18 protein-coding genes and 1 pseudogene are annotated in these 16,569 nt (G+C 60.9%); all 19 read right to left on the bottom strand.

The window, feature by feature from the left end:
- Positions 1 to 3 precede the first annotated feature (3 nt).
- The 19 genes and pseudogenes from tssK to tssB all read right to left on the bottom strand — a co-directional run bounded on the left by tssK (position 4) and on the right by tssB (position 16,569).
- Positions 4 to 1,917, bottom strand: a complete 1,914-nt coding sequence (gene tssK, locus ACIOYV_RS17245; protein WP_401325430.1) for a type VI secretion system baseplate subunit TssK — start codon at positions 1,915 to 1,917, stop codon at positions 4 to 6.
- A 2-nt stretch (positions 1,918 to 1,919) separates the two neighbouring features.
- Positions 1,920 to 2,420: a type VI secretion system lipoprotein TssJ gene (gene tssJ, locus ACIOYV_RS17240; RefSeq protein WP_401325427.1), complete on the bottom strand. Its 501-nt coding sequence runs from the start codon at positions 2,418 to 2,420 to the stop codon at positions 1,920 to 1,922.
- A gap of 5 nt (positions 2,421 to 2,425) precedes the next feature.
- Complete coding sequence (gene tagH / locus ACIOYV_RS17235) at positions 2,426 to 3,622, bottom strand: type VI secretion system-associated FHA domain protein TagH (protein WP_054048378.1); 1,197 nt, start codon at positions 3,620 to 3,622, stop codon at positions 2,426 to 2,428.
- A 17-nt stretch (positions 3,623 to 3,639) separates the two neighbouring features.
- Positions 3,640 to 3,780, bottom strand: coding sequence for a hypothetical protein (locus ACIOYV_RS17230; RefSeq protein ID WP_008030659.1), 141 nt, complete (start codon positions 3,778 to 3,780; stop codon positions 3,640 to 3,642).
- A gap of 93 nt (positions 3,781 to 3,873) precedes the next feature.
- The gene (locus tag ACIOYV_RS17225) at positions 3,874 to 5,394 is read right to left on the bottom strand and encodes a sigma-54-dependent Fis family transcriptional regulator (protein WP_054048376.1); all 1,521 of its coding nucleotides are present in this window, start codon (positions 5,392 to 5,394) and stop codon (positions 3,874 to 3,876) included.
- A 10-nt stretch (positions 5,395 to 5,404) separates the two neighbouring features.
- Positions 5,405 to 8,059, bottom strand: coding sequence for a type VI secretion system ATPase TssH (gene tssH, locus ACIOYV_RS17220; RefSeq protein WP_054048374.1), 2,655 nt, complete (start codon positions 8,057 to 8,059; stop codon positions 5,405 to 5,407).
- A 13-nt stretch (positions 8,060 to 8,072) separates the two neighbouring features.
- The gene (gene tssG, locus ACIOYV_RS17215) at positions 8,073 to 9,080 is read right to left on the bottom strand and encodes a type VI secretion system baseplate subunit TssG (RefSeq protein WP_054048373.1); all 1,008 of its coding nucleotides are present in this window, start codon (positions 9,078 to 9,080) and stop codon (positions 8,073 to 8,075) included.
- The gene (gene tssF / locus ACIOYV_RS17210; RefSeq protein WP_163910625.1) at positions 9,044 to 10,831 is read right to left on the bottom strand and encodes a type VI secretion system baseplate subunit TssF; all 1,788 of its coding nucleotides are present in this window, start codon (positions 10,829 to 10,831) and stop codon (positions 9,044 to 9,046) included. The genes tssG and tssF overlap by 37 nt, the downstream gene beginning before the upstream one ends.
- 24 nt (positions 10,832 to 10,855) lie before the next feature.
- A complete protein-coding gene (locus ACIOYV_RS17205) occupies positions 10,856 to 11,212 on the bottom strand; it encodes a hypothetical protein (RefSeq protein ID WP_265041822.1) in 357 nt (118 codons plus the stop codon).
- A gap of 68 nt (positions 11,213 to 11,280) precedes the next feature.
- Positions 11,281 to 11,772 (bottom strand): hypothetical protein, encoded by a 492-nt coding sequence (locus ACIOYV_RS17200; RefSeq protein ID WP_401325421.1) that lies wholly within the window; start codon positions 11,770 to 11,772, stop codon positions 11,281 to 11,283.
- Positions 11,769 to 12,164 carry a hypothetical protein gene (locus ACIOYV_RS17195; protein ID WP_265041826.1) on the bottom strand — a complete coding sequence of 132 codons (396 nt, stop codon included), beginning with the start codon at positions 12,162 to 12,164 and terminating at the stop codon, positions 11,769 to 11,771. Before ACIOYV_RS17195 ends, ACIOYV_RS17200 begins: the two co-directional genes overlap by 4 nt.
- Positions 12,161 to 12,547 (bottom strand): hypothetical protein, encoded by a 387-nt coding sequence (locus tag ACIOYV_RS17190; RefSeq protein ID WP_163910623.1) that lies wholly within the window; start codon positions 12,545 to 12,547, stop codon positions 12,161 to 12,163. The genes ACIOYV_RS17195 and ACIOYV_RS17190 overlap by 4 nt, the downstream gene beginning before the upstream one ends.
- Positions 12,544 to 12,819: a hypothetical protein gene (locus ACIOYV_RS17185; protein WP_401325627.1), complete on the bottom strand. Its 276-nt coding sequence runs from the start codon at positions 12,817 to 12,819 to the stop codon at positions 12,544 to 12,546. The genes ACIOYV_RS17190 and ACIOYV_RS17185 overlap by 4 nt, the downstream gene beginning before the upstream one ends.
- Positions 12,820 to 12,860: 41 nt before the next feature.
- Complete coding sequence (locus ACIOYV_RS17180; RefSeq protein WP_401325417.1) at positions 12,861 to 13,256, bottom strand: hypothetical protein; 396 nt, start codon at positions 13,254 to 13,256, stop codon at positions 12,861 to 12,863.
- Positions 13,257 to 13,406: 150 nt separating this feature from the next.
- Complete coding sequence (locus ACIOYV_RS17175) at positions 13,407 to 13,814, bottom strand: hypothetical protein (RefSeq protein WP_401325415.1); 408 nt, start codon at positions 13,812 to 13,814, stop codon at positions 13,407 to 13,409.
- Between the two features lie 42 nt (positions 13,815 to 13,856).
- Positions 13,857 to 14,129, bottom strand: a pseudogene (locus ACIOYV_RS17170) (PAAR domain-containing protein); the annotation flags it as partial.
- 10 nt (positions 14,130 to 14,139) lie between these two features.
- Positions 14,140 to 14,547 carry a type VI secretion system baseplate subunit TssE gene (tssE, locus tag ACIOYV_RS17165; RefSeq protein ID WP_054048360.1) on the bottom strand — a complete coding sequence of 136 codons (408 nt, stop codon included), beginning with the start codon at positions 14,545 to 14,547 and terminating at the stop codon, positions 14,140 to 14,142.
- 14 nt (positions 14,548 to 14,561) lie between these two features.
- Positions 14,562 to 16,037 (bottom strand): type VI secretion system contractile sheath large subunit, encoded by a 1,476-nt coding sequence (tssC, locus tag ACIOYV_RS17160; protein ID WP_054048359.1) that lies wholly within the window; start codon positions 16,035 to 16,037, stop codon positions 14,562 to 14,564.
- 28 nt (positions 16,038 to 16,065) lie between these two features.
- A complete protein-coding gene (gene tssB, locus ACIOYV_RS17155; protein WP_054048357.1) occupies positions 16,066 to 16,569 on the bottom strand; it encodes a type VI secretion system contractile sheath small subunit in 504 nt (167 codons plus the stop codon).

The raw sequence follows: 16,569 nt of genomic DNA, 5'->3' as shown, positions 1-16,569 counted from the left end.
TGTTTACGGCTGCGACTGCGGCTGGACCGCGGCCGGATCTAGCTGCTGATAAGGTTGCAGAACGGTTTCGCGTTGCTCGCCCAATACCCAGGCAAAACCCGAATACATCACCACCAGGCACACCAACGTGAACAGCACCACCATCCACGCCGGCACGATGCGCACCAGGCTGCGGCGCTGATCGTTCAAGCCTTCCCAATGCGGCGACAGCTCACGCGGCACGTCGCCACGCAGTTGACGAATCTGGCGATACAAGGCGTCGCGGATGCCTTCGAGCTCGAGCATGCCGCGGGCTTGCACCCGGTACTTGCCTTCGAAGCCCAGGGACAGGCACAGGTACATCAGCTCCAGCATCGGCAGGTGCTTGACCGGGTTTTTCGACAGGCGATCCAGCAGCTGGAAAAACTTCTCGCCGCCGAAGGTTTCGTTGTGGAAGCTGCTGAGCAGGCTCATCTGCGACCACTCGCTTTCGTTGCCCCACGGCGTGGTCACGACGGCTTCGTCGACCACGGTGCAGAGCACGTAACGGGCGGCCATCACCTGGCTGCTTTCGGCGCCGTTGTGCAGGGCGCGCACTTCAAACAGCTTCAGCGCGGAAGTCAGTCGCTCGTTGAGCGCGTACATGTCTTCGCGGGTGTCGCTGTGCTTCAGGCGCACCACTTCCGACAACAGGTCAGAGCCTGCGGCCACCAGCGAATTGAGGCTGATGTTGAACGCTTCGGCCGGACGCAAACGCGCGGCGTAGATCATGCGTTCTTCGAGCTGTTCGAAACGCGGCGGTGCGGCGAAGTCTGTCAGTGGACTCTGCGCCGGGCCGACCTTGAGGTGCGCCGGCAAGCGGTGGCGCAGTTCTTCGGAATCGCAGTTGGCACTGGCCGCGAGCACGAACGAGGCCGAGCCCAGCAGTTTGTGATCGTGCAACGGCGAGACGATGATCCCGTACTGACGCGCCTGCAGCACCAGTTCGATGGCGTGCTGTTCGAGCACCATCGACAGTACCTGACGAATCGCTTCCATCAGTTTGCGGAAGCTCGCGCCCTGGTCGCTGTGCTGATAACGGCTATCCAGGCGCGGGCGCTTGCTGTCGCTGGAGAACGTCGCGAGATCGCCAAGCATGGTCAGCAGCGTGCGGTACAACTCTTCCGGGTGAACCTGCTCCAGGCCGAGGTAGTGGCGCAGCAGCAGTTCGGTGCGGTTGATCAGTTGCAGCATCATGAAGTCGCCGACTTCCGCGCCACCGACCTTGCCGTTGGAACGGATCCGGTCGGCGATGGTGTCGCCCCGGTGGCCGAGCATGCTGATCACTTCCTTGAGGCACGACAGCAAGTAGCTGGAGGAATGCGCCTGGATGTAGGTCGGCACGAAGTCCGGGTCAAGGCTGATCACGCCGTCCGGCGTGGTGTCGAGCACTTCGCAGATCTTCAGCTTCACGTAGGCCTGGTCGCTCTGCTGCTCGCCGAGCAATAGTTTGAAGTCCGGGCGTGCGCAGCTGACCTGGCTGGACGAATCATCGCCCGCGTTCGAGTCAGCGACTTCCGATTCATATGCGGTGTAGCGCGCCAGCACGTCGGATTGCTCCGGGCGACGGGCTTCGATGTGGTTGCCGGTGACCAGTGGCAGCGCCAGGTAGATCGGCGTGTTGCCAGTGTTCGGCGGCACATCCAGGGCCAACGGCTCGGTGTTGCCGCCCAGTTCGAACAGGCTGCCGTCCGGCAAAATCCCCGAGGCCTGGCTGATCACCAGTTTGCCCATGTTGAGGAACTGCAAGTCGATGTCCAGGTTCAGGAAGCCCCAGGTGTAGCTGCCCAGCAACTGGGTGCGGGTCTTCATCTGGTGTTCGTAGTAGCGATCGTTGTGCTGGAAGTGCTGCGGACGCAGCAGCATGCCTTCCTGCCAAATGACTTTATGGGAGTTCATGATCAGTCAACCGCCTTGGCGAGCGTTTCATTGGTGTTGCGGATGCCGGACTGGTCGAGTGTCAGGTCAGCCTCGGTGACTTCCACCGGGGTGACTTGCACCGTGTAGCGCCACTTGGTTTCCGGCAGGTCGCGGTAGGCGGCGAGGACGCCAACGTAGCGGCTGCCCTCCTCCACGCTGAGCTTGAGCTCGACGGTTTCGCCCGGACGCAGCTCCAGTTCTTCGGTGGCTACCATGTCCGGGGCCAGGGATTCCTTGGCGCGCTCGTACAGGCTGAAGAAGTCAGCGTTCTCGAAGGCCACCGGGTGCTTGAGTTCGAACAGGCGCACGACGATTGGCGACGGACGACCGTTGAGGTCCGGGTTCAGTTGATCGCTGGCGGTCAGCTTGAGGTTGAGTTTTGTCACATGGGAGTACGGCGACAGCAACGAGCAGCCGGCCAGCAGCACCAGGGCTGTGAGCGCTGTCAGCGTCTTGAAAAAAGCGGTCGAGCAGCGAGACATGCGCATCATCCTTGGTGGTCGTTGTGAAGGGAGGAAATCAGGCGGATCTGTTCTTCGTAGGCCTGGGCGAAGTCGCGGGCCAGCAGGCGCTCGCTCCAGTCATCGTCCTGACGCAGGGCCTGGTGATAACGACCGTAGGCTCTCCAACGGCTACCGGAAGTGGCCAGGATCGGCTTGTTGTCGCGCTCGAAACGCAAGGTCAACTGCTCGGGCGAGAAGTGCTCCAGCGTGCCGCGAACCGCTGCGCGACTGGCGGTCAGCAAGGCTACTTGGTGCGCCTGCAAATCGCGGAACGAACGGGCGATTGCCTGCTCGGCCGGCAACTGCCCCGGCTTGTTCGGCTGCAGCAAAATGCCCAGCGCTTCACCAGCATCCACCGCAAAGCGCAGCGGGTTTTTGTTGGTGCCTTGAACGATCGTTTGGGCCAGGCGCAGTTCGTTTTTCAACTCGCTGCGGGTGCGCAGGCTCTGCTGCAAACCGCCGACGCTTTGCTTGAGCAGGCGCGCGGCGTTCAGCGCCAGGGCTTCGCGGGCGTCGTGGTCGAGGCCTTTGAGGTCCACGCCGAGGGCGGCACCGAAGTGCTCCCAGAAACCTTCGCTCTGGCGCTCGACGGCTTTCGGCGGCGGCGCTGGCGCAGGTTCGGCCGGGGCTTCGATCAGCTCCGGGACCATCAGGCTTTCCATGTCGATGCGTGCGTAGTCGGCACGTTGACGGGTGTCTTCAGGCGCCGCGCGCGGGGAGATCAACTCGTCGATTTCCGAGTACACACGCTCTTGCTGATCGAGGGCGTTCAGCGGATCGAGGTCGAGGAACGCATCATCAGGAATGATGCTGCCTGCCGCCTGCGGACGGCCGACTTCGACGTCGAAAGTCGCCGGGTCGCGCACCAGTCGCGCACGGATCTCGAAGTCACCCAACACGTACACGCTGCCGTGTTCGATACGCATGGCTTCGCCCTTGCGCAGGCGCGCGCCGCTTTCGCTGTCCTGGATACCGTTGCTGCTGGTATCGGTCAGGTAAAACGTGCCTTCGCGGTAGCTGATCAACGCGTGGTGGTTGGACAGGTGACGCTTGCGGTCCGGAATGATCCAGTCGCAATCCTCGCCCCGGCCAATCACGCCGCCAGCCTGTTTGAAGGTCTTCTGGCACAAATCCGTGGGCACGAACTGCTTGGTGTTCAGCATTTCGAAAACCAGTTCCATGATGATGCTCCTTGCGGTCACTTGCCGCGATTGACCGCCTGCGGATCACCCAATGGGCGATAGGTGTTGTCGTTGAATTTGTAATTGCCGCTGCAGCCGCCGAGGCCGCATAGAACGACGAGGGTCAGCAGGACGGCTTGCCAGTGACGAACAGACATCAGAGGGTCTCCATGGGTAGACAAAGCACAAAGCGCCGACCCTTTCGGGCGGCGCTGTTAGAAGCGAATGAGGTGAAATCGAAGGTCGTTTGCCTACCCATCGAAATCACCCAAATTGATATTCAGGCGCCCGAGGCGGTACAGCAGGGTGCGGCGTGGCAGCCCGAGTTCGCGGGCGGCGAGGGTCTGGTTGCCGTCGTTTTTGCGCAGGCAATCGACCAGCAAGCTGCGTTCGACTTGCTCCAGGCGTTCGCGCAGATTCAGGCCGCTGGTGTCTTCCGGCATGGCTTCCATGCGCAGGGAAAAATGCTCGGCCAGTAACTCACCGCCCTCGCACAACAGCACCGCGCGTTCGACCAGGCCTTTGAGTTCCCGTACGTTGCCGGGGTAGTTGTAGCCGGCCAGGTGATCCAATGCCGCATCGGACCAACGCACCGCGTCCCGTTGCAAGAACGAGCAAGCCTTTTCCGCGAAGTGCCGGGCCAGGTCGAGGATGTCGCCCTCGCGCTGACGCAGTGCCGGCAACTCGATCGGGAATTGCGCGAGGCGGTAGTACAAGTCCTCGCGGAATTTGCCTTCGCTGACCAGCACCGCCAAATCCCGGTGGGTCGCGGCGATGATGCGCACGTCGATCTTGTGCGTGTCGTTGGAACCTAGCGGACGGATCTCGCCCTCCTGCAACACCCGCAACAGCTTGGCTTGCAGGGACAACGGCATGTCGCCGATTTCATCGAGCAACAAGGTGCCGCCATTGGCCGCATCGAACAGCCCGGCGCGGTCGCGATCCGCGCCGGTGAAGGCGCCTTTGCGATAGCCGAACAGTTCGCTTTCCAGCAGGTTCTCGGGGAACGCCGCACAGTTCTGCACGATGAACGCCTGGGAGCGGCGCGGGCCACAATCGTGAATCGCCCGGGCCACGACTTCCTTGCCGGTGCCGGTTTCGCCGCGCAGCAGCACGGTGTACGGGCTGTGCAGGACTTTGCTGATCAGCGAATACGTCTGGCGCATCGCCGAACTCTTGCCGATCAGCCCATAGCCACTGACGCTCGGAACGCTGGCCGGTGTCGGCAATGACTGGCCCACCGGCCGGCGCAACCGTTGCAGCAGATGCAATTGGCCAAGCACGAACGACCCCAGTTGCCCGAGGGAATCAGCAAAACCTTGCAGGTCGATATGCCGGTGGCTCGCGCACAGCAACAAGCCTTCGACGGCTTTCTGCTGATTGACCAGTGGCACGCACAGCAGCGATTGCCAGGGCTTGACCTGGGGCGGCAGGAAACTGGTTTCGTGCAGGCTGCCGCTCAATTCACCGAGGCACACCACGCGGTTCTGGCACAAGGCAAATTGCAGCAGTTGTTCGCCGTTGAAATCCGCCGGCAGGCTTTCCGCTTCCCGGGGTTGCAGAATGCCGTTGAGGCACTCGGCGTTCATCCCCAGGCACGTATGAGTCGCGTCCAGCAGGTACAACTGAGTCAACTCGCAACCGCTGAGTTCGGCCAGGCCGCGCACGAAGTCACCCAGCAGCGCAGCACCGTCCGCCGCCCGCGACAGGCTGGCGAACTGCGCCAGCAAGGCTTCGGCGTAGACCAGTGGTTGCGGCACTTGAGTGAACATCACACCCACCTCAGGCAAACTCGCAGATCACGCTGGCGTTGCCATCGAGCGTTGCGTGAACGCGCTTGAGGCTTTCACCGGTGGCCATCGCATCGAGCAAGCGGTCGGCCACCAGCGGCAGCACGTGCAGGTCCAACAAGTGGTCGATCAGGCGCGCGCCGCTGTCGCTTTGGGTGCAACGCTCGGACAGGTGATCGACGAGGTTCTGGCACCAGGTGAACTCCAGTTGACGACGGTTCAGGCGCTCGCCCAAACGACCGAGTTTGATCTCGATCAGTTCGCGCAGTACCGGGCCGCCGACCGGGAAGTACGGAATCACGCGCATCCGCGCCAGCAGTGCCGGTTTGAAGTGCTTGCTCAGCACCGGGCGAATGGTTTCTTCGAGGACTTCGGCGCTCGGCCGCTCGCCGTTTTCGCAGAGTTCGGCGATCAGGTCGCTGCCCAGGTTCGAGGTCATCAGGATCAACGTGTTGCGGAAGTCGATCTCGCGCCCTTCCCCGTCGTTGGCCACGCCTTTGTCGAAGATTTGGTAGAACAGGTTGAGCACGTCCGGGTCGGCTTTTTCGACTTCATCGAGCAACACGACGGAGTACGGCTTCTGGCGTACGGCTTCGGTGAGCATGCCGCCCTCGCCATAACCGACGTAGCCCGGCGGCGCACCGATCAGGCGCGAGACGGTGTGTTTCTCCTGGAACTCGGACATGTTGATGGTGGTGATAAAACGATCACCGCCGTACAGCAAATCGGCGAGGGCCAACGCGGTTTCGGTCTTGCCGACGCCGCTCGGGCCGACCAGCAGGAATACACCGACCGGCGCATCCGGCTTATTCAGGCCGGCAGCCGTGGCGCGCATCGAGCGATCCAGTGCGTGAACCGCTTGTTCCTGACCACGGATGCGCACGCGCAGGTCGGTGGCGAAGCTCGCAACCTTGGCGTTGTGCTCACGGGCCAGTTGCGCGAGTGGCACGCCGGTCCAGGCGCTGATCACTTCAGCCACCAGACGCGGGCAGACTTCGAAGCTCACCAGACGCTCTTTGACTTGCAGCGCCGTCAGGGTTTTGTGGGTTTCGTTGAGTGCGGCTTCCAGCGCTTCGACGGTCTGGGTTTCGTCGACAGGCGCTTCGAGGGTTTCGATCACGGTGCCTTCGGCGTCTTCTTCAACCGTAACGGTTGGCTCGACGGCTACGGCGACCCGGGCCTTGGCCAGTTGCTGACGCAGGTCCAGCAAGCGCTCGGCGAGCTCTTTCTGTTCGGTCCAGAGGGCTTCCAGGGCAACGCTTTCGTCTTCGGCTGCTTCCAGACGCGCTTCCAAAGCATCCAGCGCTTCGTGGTCGATCAGCAAACCAGCCTCGGCATCGCGGCGCAGGGCCGTACGCTGACGGCCACCTTCAGCCAGTTCACCGCGCAGGCGCTCCAGGCTTTCCGGCGCGGCGGCGAGGCTGATGCGTACGCGGGCGCACGCGGTGTCGAGCACGTCGACGGCTTTGTCCGGCAGTTGCCGACCGGCGAGGTAACGCGCCGACAATTCGGCAGCGGCGACCACCGCGTCATCGCGCAGGTAGATGCCGTGGCTCTTCTCGTAGACCTGGGCCAGGCCACGCAGGATGGTCACCGCTTCGCTGACGGTCGGTTCGTGCAGTTGCACCGGTTGGAAACGACGGGCCAGGGCCGGGTCTTTTTCGAAGTATTTCTTGTACTCCGCCCAAGTGGTGGCGGCGATGGTGCGCAACTCGCCACGGGCCAGGGCTGGCTTGAGCAGGTTGGCCGCGTCGGAGCCACCGGCATTGCCGCCCGCGCCGATCAGGGTGTGGGCTTCGTCGATGAACAGGATGATCGGTTTTGGCGAGGCTTTGACTTCGTCGATCACGCCTTTGAGGCGACGCTCGAATTCACCTTTGACGCTGGCGCCGGCCTGCAACAGGCCCATGTCCAGCGACAGCAATTCAACGCCTTTCAAGACTTGTGGCACTTCACCGGCGGCGATGCGCGAGGCCAGGCCTTCGACGATGGCGGTTTTACCGACGCCGGCTTCACCGACCACGATCGGGTTGTTTTTGCGGCGACGGGCGAGGATGTCGACCATCTGGCGGATCGCACCATCGCGGCACAGCACCGGGTCGAGTTTGCCGTCGCGGGCCTGTTGGGTCAGGTTGTGGGTGAAGCGCTCCAGCAGGGATTCACCCTGCACGGCGGATTTGCCAGTGGCCGGTTGCTCTTTCTGCGACAGGGCAAATTCTTTCAGGCGCTCGATGTTCAGCTTGGCCAGCAACGCCTGGTAGCGGCTACCGGCGTAGCGCATCGGGTTGCGCAACAGGGCGAGGATCAGCGCCGCTTGTTCGACCTGGGTCTGGCCCAGTTCAAGGTTGGCCACCAGCAAGGCGTCTTGCAGCCATTGCACCAGTTCCGGGGCAAACACCGGGTTGCGCGAGGCGCTGTGCTCGACCCGCGATTGCAGGGCGGCGCTCAGTTCGCCGGCGTCCACTTCGGCATCTTGCAGCGCGCGTGCGAGCAGGCCGTTCGGGCGCTCCAGCAAGCCCAGCAGCAGGTCTTCGACGAGGATTTTGCTGCCGCCACGGGCAACGCAGCGCTCGGCCGAGCTTTCCAGGTCGCGACGGGTTTCGGCGTCCAGCGCCTGAATCAGTTGTTGCAGGTCTACGTTGCTCATTGGTCATCTGTCCTTAATGAATTTTGCTGCCCAGGGTTACCACGCCGTCCGCTTTTTCGCGGCCGAGCCAACTGGTCCATCCCAGGCGACAGGCGTTCTGCTCACCGATTCGCAGTTCGCGGATTTCTTCCTGGCGCAGCACCAGGCGAATGTCGTAATCAAGCGGGTCACGCAGGGTGAACCGCACCAGCGCGCACAGCGGCTGGTAGCCGAAACCGATCGGCAGGAATTCGTGAAAGCGCAGCCAGTCGAGTTCGCGGATGTGAATCCGGAACTTGCCGCTGCGGTCGCGGACGTGTTCGCCGAGCACCAGGTCTTCACCGAGCATGCTGTTGGCGCGGCCCAAACGATTGCGCTGCTCGTCGAGGATTTCCACGCGACGCTCGATGCACTGCTCGATGGTCAGTTCGGCGTGCTTGAAGTAGTACCGCAGCACCGCTTCGATCAGTGCCGCCGAGTGCGCCCGCAAGCTGAGCAGGCCGAGGTATGGCAGCAGGCGTTTCCAGTTCAGTTCCTGGGCCTTGCGGATCTCTTCGCCGCCCAGGCCAATCAGCGCAAACAACTGCGCCGAGAACGGATCAAGCGCGCCGCTCTCGAAGCTGGCGCGGTAGCGGTACTTGCGCCAGATCGGCAGCATCAGCCGTTGCAGGCGATGGTGGAACAGGTCGAGGAAGTGGCGCGTCGGGTTGCCGTCTTCGCTGTCGCCCAAGGCTTGTTCGCCGTAGAACGCCGGCAGCGGCGAACCGGAACCGACCAGGCCGATCAGGTTGAAACGCATACGCGCGCGCAGGTGCCCGTGCTCGGTGAAAAACTCCACGCGATCAACGTCACTGCCAGGGAAACCCAGGCTCGGGTTGGCCTGGAATTCCAGCTGGTCGTACAAATCGTCCTGGCTCAGGTGCGGGTGGGCCTCGCGCAGCCGGTCAACCACCAGCAGCACGGCCTGAAACAGCGAGTACTCGCGTATTCCTCGGGTCAGTCCGCTTAAAGCAGCGGCTGAAGGCCCATACGTGGTGTCCATTGGTACACCTCTCCCTGTGTGCTTTTTACGCGCAACTCGTGGTACGAATTGAGACTGGCGTAAAGCGCGAAAAACTCGTTAAGAACCGAAGCAAAAACGAACAGGTCGCCCTCGCCGATATACCCTTCCGGGTCGATGGTCAGCTCGGTGCGCAACCCGCGTACCGGCAACCCTCGGTGCAATCTGTCGACGTGCTGGTGCTTGATCGACTTGAGCCCGCCCAGCAGGCGTTTGCTGACTTTTTCAGCGTGTTGGTCGTAGTAGCGCGGCAAGTCGTAGGTTTCGAGAATCACCTTCAACGCGTTGACGTCGGCCAGGGATAAATAGTTAAGCGACATGTTGCTGATCAGCTTCCAGAGGAAGTCACGGTTCAACGGTGGCGCGTAGCTCGGCGTGGCCGGGGTGATGTTGCGGAAACTCAGGAACTCCGGCGTCTCTTCGCAGGCCTGGCTGATGTCGCCGAGCTTGAGCTTGCGTGGCAGGTTCTGGTTGGTGCACATCAGCTCGATCGACAGGGTTTCGTGGGCTTCGGTGTGGCGGATGCCGAAGCTCAGGTAGGTGTCGAGGCCGTCGTGCAACGAAGACGAACGCTGGCGGATGCTGTAGTGCGGACGGCTGTTGGGCACGTCGAAACTCGGGTCGTGCTCGAAGGATTCGAACGGCACGTATTCCTGATAACCGAGACCGCCCGGCTTCCAGCCCGTCACCGTTTCCACGGAGAACACGCCGCAGTTTTCCAGATCGAACTCCGCTGGCAGCAGCAGGTATTCATCCTGTTTGCCGTCGAGGCGGATCGGCAGTGCGTCGTGCTTGAACAGGTTCACGATGGGCGTGCAGTAGAGCTTCACGTTGTCCAGGGTCGGACGCAGGCGCTGAATGCCGCTCTTGCGAATGTCGAAGCGCAATTCGAGGCCGCGCACTTGCTTGAGGGTGTCTTCCGGCAGGGCCTTGAGCAGGTCCAGACCGTTGATATCGACGAACAGGAATTTGTCCTGGAAGGCGAAATATTCCTGCAAGTAGCGGTAGCCACGGAAGGTGTTCAGCGGATACGGAATCAACGCTTCTTCTTCGGCAAAACCCACTGGCTGCACGCGGTCGCCGGGCATCTTGAACGCCATCGGCATGCCGTTGACGCCTTTGATTGGCTTGCCGGCGCCATCCAGCGGGATCAGCTCGATGCCTTCCAGGTTGCGCAGCAGGCTCAGGTAGAGCATTTGGCTGATGTAGCGCTCGCCGGCAAAGTGCAGGCGCAAGCGACTCAGTTCCAGCTCGCCGAGGTGACCGTCGGCGCTCATTTCCAGACGCAGGCTCAACAACGAACCGTCGCCCTTCACCGAGTAATTCAGCGCGGCCAAATCCAGCGGCAAGACCTCGGTCGGGTAGCAGGTGCGGAAGCGGCAGCGCACGTCGTCAATCGGCACGCTTTCCACCGGCGTATCGCGCTCGACCATCAACGCAGGACCCGAACGCTTCAACGGGTCGAACTGCAAAATGCTGAACGCCGGCAGCGGCCGCATGTAGTTGGGCCACAACAGGTGCATCAGCGAATGGCTGAGTTCCGGCAGCTCGTCATCGAGCTTCTGGCGCAGGCGCCCGGTCAGGAAGGCGAAGCCCTCAAGCAACCGCTCCACGTCCGGATCCCGCCCGGCCTGACCCAGGAAAGGCGCCAACGCCGGGCTACGCTCGGCGAATCGACGACCCAACTGGCGAAGTGCGGTGAGTTCGCTTTGGTAGTAGTGGTTAAAGGACACGGGTTACCTGCCTGGTATGAAATCTCATGAATAAAACGTCCAGTAGAGCGCGGCCGTCAGCACGGAAATGACGTAACCGGCGACCAGCAGGTAAGGCAACATGGCCACCCACATCACCATCAATCCGAGCCCGGCAAGTTGCCCAAAAAGCAAAAGCCCCAGCCCGCCGATCACCCATGGCGCCGCGTAAAAAGGAATGAACGTAAGCGGCGCGCACAGGATTTTCTTCAGGACCTGCTGTTCGGCTACTTTGTTCAGCGCTCGCGTTTGCCAAGCGGCAAAAGCGATATAGGCCGGAACGCCGAACGAGAGGACGTGAATCATCACGAACTGCTTCCAGTCTGGTGTCAGTGAGTTGCCCGCGTCCCAATCCAGGATCATCAGAGCCACCAACGCGACAATCGGCACCCAAAGGGCAGCGCCCAGAAATAGGCGACGGCTCAGACTTATCACTGGCAGACACCTACGGGCGGGTTTTGGCCGATGCGGCGATTCCAGGTTCTCTGGGCCCAACGCAATTCGATGACCTGCGTCGTCAGAATCGCCATGAACGTGACGCAACCCTGGGCCACGCCGTAGAACAACGCGCGCAGCGGATTGTCGGGCATCATCCAGAGCAGAATGAAACCCACCATCACGCTCAGCAACAGCAGCTTGGCCAACAGGTTCGGAAGCAACGCGACGATCAGATTGACCGCCACAAAGATATAAAAGAGTGCGTAGCTGGCCCCGCCGATTGCGACGCCACGGGTGGTGAAACCACCGTTGAATTCTTTGTAGGCATGCACGACCGCGTCATTCAGGATCGCGTAAGCCACGCAGCCAAAGCCATGGATCAACACGCTGATGAGCATTCGGCCAAGGGTGTTCATGCCGCCGAACAGATTGCTGTCGGCCACGTACTTCGGGCAACCACGCATCTCGTCCGATACGTTGATCATGGGCAAAAGACTCCATCCTTGAGTGTCCAGATACGTCGACCGCCATCGCGTTCATGCTTGATGCCAAGCAGGGCGTTGCGTATGTCGTGCGCACTGAAGAGACGCGTTTGTTCAGATCCTTTGACGGTCAGCGAGAAGTTGTCATCTACCCGTATGTCGCCCTCTTCGTCGTAAGACAAATAACTGGCCACGGCGTACTGCTTGCCCGGTGCCAGGACGCGCGGCTCCATCAGCGGCAACCAGTTGCTGGCGTTCTGCGATTCGATCTGCAGCGGCACGCCGCAGGTATTCAACAGGTCAACTTCGTAGATGTACGTCAGTTGAGTCGTGCAGCCGGCCAACAACAGGCAACCCACCGCCAACACAGACGCCACGAAGGGGAGAAGGTTCATGGACGAGCCCCTTCTTTGTTCGCTGTCATCGGCAGATACGAATCGACATAGACGTATCCGTCATCGGCACTGTTGACCCGCGCCATCGTCAACGGCTTACCGTCCGGGGTTTGAAACCGGACCCAACCTTCGCTGTAGATATCGCCATGCTCATACCGCACCTGCACGAAATAATCCGGCGGATTGGACTGGGTGATCTCGATGAAAAAACCGCCATCCTGCGCCCCGCGCCATACCGCATCGGGGTGACCCGGCAGCACTGGCGTTGAAGGGTTGGAGGGACGTAGCGAGATGAACAGCGTCACCAGCGCGATGATCGCCAACACACCGATGGCGCTCAGCACATGATTGAGCCATTTCCACACCTGCATCGAACGCGTCATGGCGCGCACCAGGTGCGCACATCGCGCTTGTCGAAGCCCACGCAATCATTGCGCTTGGCGATTGACCGATAAGGCGCCTCGCGGGTGTAGGCGAAGTAGTAATAGCGCTGCGCGTCTTCGCCATACAGCCAGTAATTGCTCGACCCCTGGTTAATCTCGTAGGGCTCGAAGGTCCAGATCGATGACTCACGCGGAATGAAATTCACCCGGTCCATCAGCAACATAAAGGCGTTGGAAAACACTGGCGTCGCCCAGGCCAGGATTACCGTCACGGCCGCGACGGCTAGTGCGCCGAACGATGTGAATAGCCGCCTCACAGCCTGGCCACTCCCTGAGTTGCACGCCAACGGGTAACCGCTGCATCGAGGGCACGTGTCACCACAATCGCGGAAACGGTCAAACCGCCCGCCAGCGCGCAATACGCCATGGCGCGAACAGGGTATTGCGGCAGCAGGTAAACCAGGATCGAGACCATCATGAAGATCGCCACGCCAAACTTGATGGCCAGGCGAGGGATGAAGACCAAAACGAGGTTCAGGAAAACGAAAAAGTAAAAAACCAGGTACATGCCCATGCCGATGGCGACGCCACGGGAGGTCAGCCCGCCGACCAGGTTTTTATAGATCGGCACGGCGAAGCCATTCATCACGATATAGAGCACGCAGGCCATCCCATGGACGACCAACCCGATCACTCGTTGGCTATTCATGTTCAAGCGCTGCCACGCGATTTTTCGCCACGATCAATCACCCAAAATCCCTCTTCCCTTTCATCCTGTAAAAATTCATCCGGGAAACCATCAAAACACTGGCGATGCAGGCCAGAAAATCCATCACCGTGCGAAAGCGCTTTACCAAGATCACTGCGATGCCTCGGCAGGACAGAACGAGCGGTCTTCGATCGTCCATGCACGTACTGCGTTGTCTTCGACCTTCTCCACCCTCGCCAACGCCGTGCGCAACGTCTGCGCATCAATGGTTTTGACGGCGCTGGCGGTTTTGATCACCAGGCTGTACCGGGCGCTTATCTGCCCCGAAACATCCTTCCCTGCCGACCTGTAGTTGGCGATGGAGCGGCGCTCACCCGGGGCTAACGTGAGGCGACGCGGCTGGTCGTCATAGTTGGAGTCATGGACCAGCGACAGCTCTAGCGGTATGCCGCAGGTGTTCAGGAAATACACATCGTTGCGGTAGACCTGTTGTGCGGCGCAAGCCGTGAATGAAACACCGCACGCCAAAAAAACTGTCCACCTGAACATCGAGCTCATCCCTACCGGCCTTCATCAGCACATGTACGCTAGCGCTTGCTAACTTCCGATAATCACCGTCCCGGAACCCGCCGTAACCTTGTTGCCATGGGTCCCAACGGAATCCACGGTCGCCGCCGGTTTACCGTTAATCAAAACCGTCGTCGCCAACCCGCCGACCATCGCACCACCACACGCCGAGGCATCGCCTTGGCGGGCGGCCGCGAGGCCGTCGAAGAACACATCGCCGGAACCGGCGGCGATCGGGTTGGTGCCGTGGCCGGGGAGCGGGCAAGCGGTCGGGTCGGATACACGTGCTGCGGGTTTGCCAGGCATACGGATCTCCTTAGTTGACCTTCACTTGACCGCTGCCATCCAGGCGCGCGGCGAAACTGACCTGACGCTTGAAACCATCAACTTCCAGCAGGCCTTCGATGCTGAAGGACAGACGAAGCTGATCGTGATCACGCGGCAGGGAGATGACACGCACATTGCTCAGGCGCGGCTCGTAGGCTTCGATGAAATTTTCGATAGCCAGACGGGCCTGACTCAGGGAGTCGTGCAGGCTCAGACGCATGTCATTGAGATCGGGTAGCCCGTAATCGGACAGCGTTTGCACGCTGCCCGCACGGGTGCTGAGCATCTTGGCCAGATGGGCAGCCACGGACGCCATGGCGGAGACCTCGCGGCTCCAGCCGACGCGTTTTTCCGCGTCGCCACCCAGGCGTTCGAAAAGGCTGCCGTATCCAGTCATGAGTTAGGCTCCGCTTACTCTTTGTCCAGCTTGCCAACCAGCGACAGGGTGAAATCGGCACCCATGTACTTGAAGTGCGGACGCACGTTCAGGCTGACGCGGTACCAGCCAGGCTCGCCTTCGACATCGCTGACGATGATTTGAGCTGCACGCAGCGGACGACGGCCACGCACTTCGGCGCTCGGGTTTTCCTGGTCGGCCACGTACTGGCGGATCCACTTGTTGAGTTCCAGCTCGAGGTCGGTACGTTCTTTCCACGAACCGAGTTGCTCGCGCTGCAGCACTTTCAAGTAGTGAGCCAGGCGGTTGACGATCATCATGTACGGCAGTTGGGTGCCGAGCTTGTAGTTCAGCTCTGCAGCCTTGCCTTCTGCGCTGATGCCGAAGAACTTCGGCTTCTGCACCGAGCTGGCGGAGAAGAACGCCGCGTTGTCGGAGCCTTTGCGCATGGTCAGGGAGATGAAGCCTTCCTCGGCCAGTTCGTATTCACGACGGTCGCTGACCAGGACTTCCGTAGGAATCTTGGTTTCGATTTCGCCCATGCTTTCGAAATGGTGCAACGGAAGGTCTTCAACCGCGCCACCGCTCTGCGGGCCGATGATGTTCGGGCACCAGCGGAATTTGGCGAAGCTGTCGGTCAGCTTGGTGCCGAACGCGTAGGCGGTGTTGCCCCACAGGTAGTGCTCGTGGCTGTTGGCGACGGTTTCTTTGTACACGAACGATTTGACCGGGTTTTCTTCCGGGTCGTACGGGTTACGCAGCAAGAAACGCGGCACGGTCAAGCCAACATAACGGGAGTCTTCCGACTCACGGAAGCTCTGCCATTTGGCGAATTGCGGGCCTTCGAAGTGATCTTTCAGATCCTTCAGGTCCGGCAGGCCGGTGAAGCTTTCCAGGCCGAAGAATTTCGGGCCGGCAGCTGCGATGAACGGCGCGTGGGACATGCAGGCAACGCTGGACACGTACTGCATCAGTTTCACGTCCGGCGAGCTCGGGGACATGTAGTAGTTAGCGATGATCGCGCCGACTGGCTGACCACCGAACTGACCGTATTCAGCGGTGTAGATGTGCTTGTACAGGCCCGACTGCATCACTTCCGGCGAATCTTCGAAATCGTCCAGCAGGTCTTCTTTGGAGACGTTGAGGATTTCAATCTTGATGTTTTCGCGGAAGTTGGTGCGATCAACCAGCAACTGCAGGCCGCGCCACGAGGATTCCAGGGACTGGAAGTCCGGGTGGTGCAGGATTTCGTCCATCTGGCGGCTGAGCTTGGCATCGATCTCGGCGATCATGCGGTCGACCATGGCCTTCTTGACCGGCTCACCGTTGTTCTGCGGCTTGAGCAGCTCTTCGATGAACGCCGACACGCCGCGCTTGGCGATGTCGTAGGCTTCGTCGTCCGGCGTCAGGCGGGTTTCGGCGATGATGCTGTCGAGAATGCTGTATTCGCCATTCTCTTTGCTCTTTTGCTGTGCTGCGCTAGTGCTCATTGTGTTGGCTTCCTTGGCTGATAGAGACTCAGGCGTCCTGGGCTGCGGCGTTCAAGCCCAGCTCACCCAGTACGCGACCGCGGGATTCGTCGTCGGCGAGAACGCCTTCGATGGCTTTGCGGAACGCAGGCGCGTTACCCAGCGGGCCTTTGAGGGCCACCAGCGCGTCGCGCAGTTCCATCAGTTTTTTCAGCTCAGGCACTTGATCGACCAGGCTGGCCGGGTTGAAGTCCTTCATCGAGTTGACGCGCAGTTGCACGCCCAGCTCTTCAGTGCTGCCTTCTTCCTGAAGACGGTTCGGCACGTTCAACGTCAGGCTCAGCTCTTGCTTGGCCAGCACTTCGTCGAACGTCATTTTGTCGATGCTGATCGGCTTGCGATCTTCGACTTTGCGTTCGTCCTTGCGGTGGGTGTAGTCACCGATTGCCAGTAGTTTCAACGGCAGTTCGATCTCTTCATTAGCACCGCCAGTGGCGGGTTTGAAGGTGACGTTGATGCGTTCCTTGGGGGCTACCGAGCCTTCTTTGGCCAT

This window comes from Pseudomonas sp. NPDC087342, from assembly GCF_044744265.1.
GTDB lineage: Bacteria > Pseudomonadota > Gammaproteobacteria > Pseudomonadales > Pseudomonadaceae > Aquipseudomonas > Aquipseudomonas nunensis.
The sequence above is the reverse complement of the archived record's forward strand: the minus strand, read 5'-3'. Positions and strand labels throughout refer to the sequence as shown.

Coding starts and splice junctions, on each gene's coding strand:
- ACIOYV_RS17230 (WP_008030659.1), bottom strand. CDS start 3,780: ATGTCTGTTCGTCACTGGCAAGCCGTCCTGCTGACCCTCGTCGTTCTA.
- ACIOYV_RS17190 (WP_163910623.1), bottom strand. CDS start 12,547: ATGACGCGTTCGATGCAGGTGTGGAAATGGCTCAATCATGTGCTGAGC.
- ACIOYV_RS17200 (WP_401325421.1), bottom strand. CDS start 11,772: ATGATCAACGTATCGGACGAGATGCGTGGTTGCCCGAAGTACGTGGCC.
- tssJ (WP_401325427.1), bottom strand. CDS start 2,420: ATGTCTCGCTGCTCGACCGCTTTTTTCAAGACGCTGACAGCGCTCACA.
- tagH (WP_054048378.1), bottom strand. CDS start 3,622: ATGGAACTGGTTTTCGAAATGCTGAACACCAAGCAGTTCGTGCCCACG.
- ACIOYV_RS17225 (WP_054048376.1), bottom strand. CDS start 5,394: ATGTTCACTCAAGTGCCGCAACCACTGGTCTACGCCGAAGCCTTGCTG.
- tssG (WP_054048373.1), bottom strand. CDS start 9,080: ATGGACACCACGTATGGGCCTTCAGCCGCTGCTTTAAGCGGACTGACC.
- tssE (WP_054048360.1), bottom strand. CDS start 14,547: ATGACTGGATACGGCAGCCTTTTCGAACGCCTGGGTGGCGACGCGGAA.
- tssH (WP_054048374.1), bottom strand. CDS start 8,059: ATGAGCAACGTAGACCTGCAACAACTGATTCAGGCGCTGGACGCCGAA.
- ACIOYV_RS17180 (WP_401325417.1), bottom strand. CDS start 13,256: ATGAATAGCCAACGAGTGATCGGGTTGGTCGTCCATGGGATGGCCTGC.
- tssC (WP_054048359.1), bottom strand. CDS start 16,037: ATGAGCACTAGCGCAGCACAGCAAAAGAGCAAAGAGAATGGCGAATAC.
- ACIOYV_RS17195 (WP_265041826.1), bottom strand. CDS start 12,164: ATGAACCTTCTCCCCTTCGTGGCGTCTGTGTTGGCGGTGGGTTGCCTG.
- tssK (WP_401325430.1), bottom strand. CDS start 1,917: ATGAACTCCCATAAAGTCATTTGGCAGGAAGGCATGCTGCTGCGTCCG.
- ACIOYV_RS17175 (WP_401325415.1), bottom strand. CDS start 13,814: ATGAGCTCGATGTTCAGGTGGACAGTTTTTTTGGCGTGCGGTGTTTCA.
- tssB (WP_054048357.1), bottom strand. CDS start 16,569: ATGGCCAAAGAAGGCTCGGTAGCCCCCAAGGAACGCATCAACGTCACC.
- ACIOYV_RS17205 (WP_265041822.1), bottom strand. CDS start 11,212: ATGATCCTGGATTGGGACGCGGGCAACTCACTGACACCAGACTGGAAG.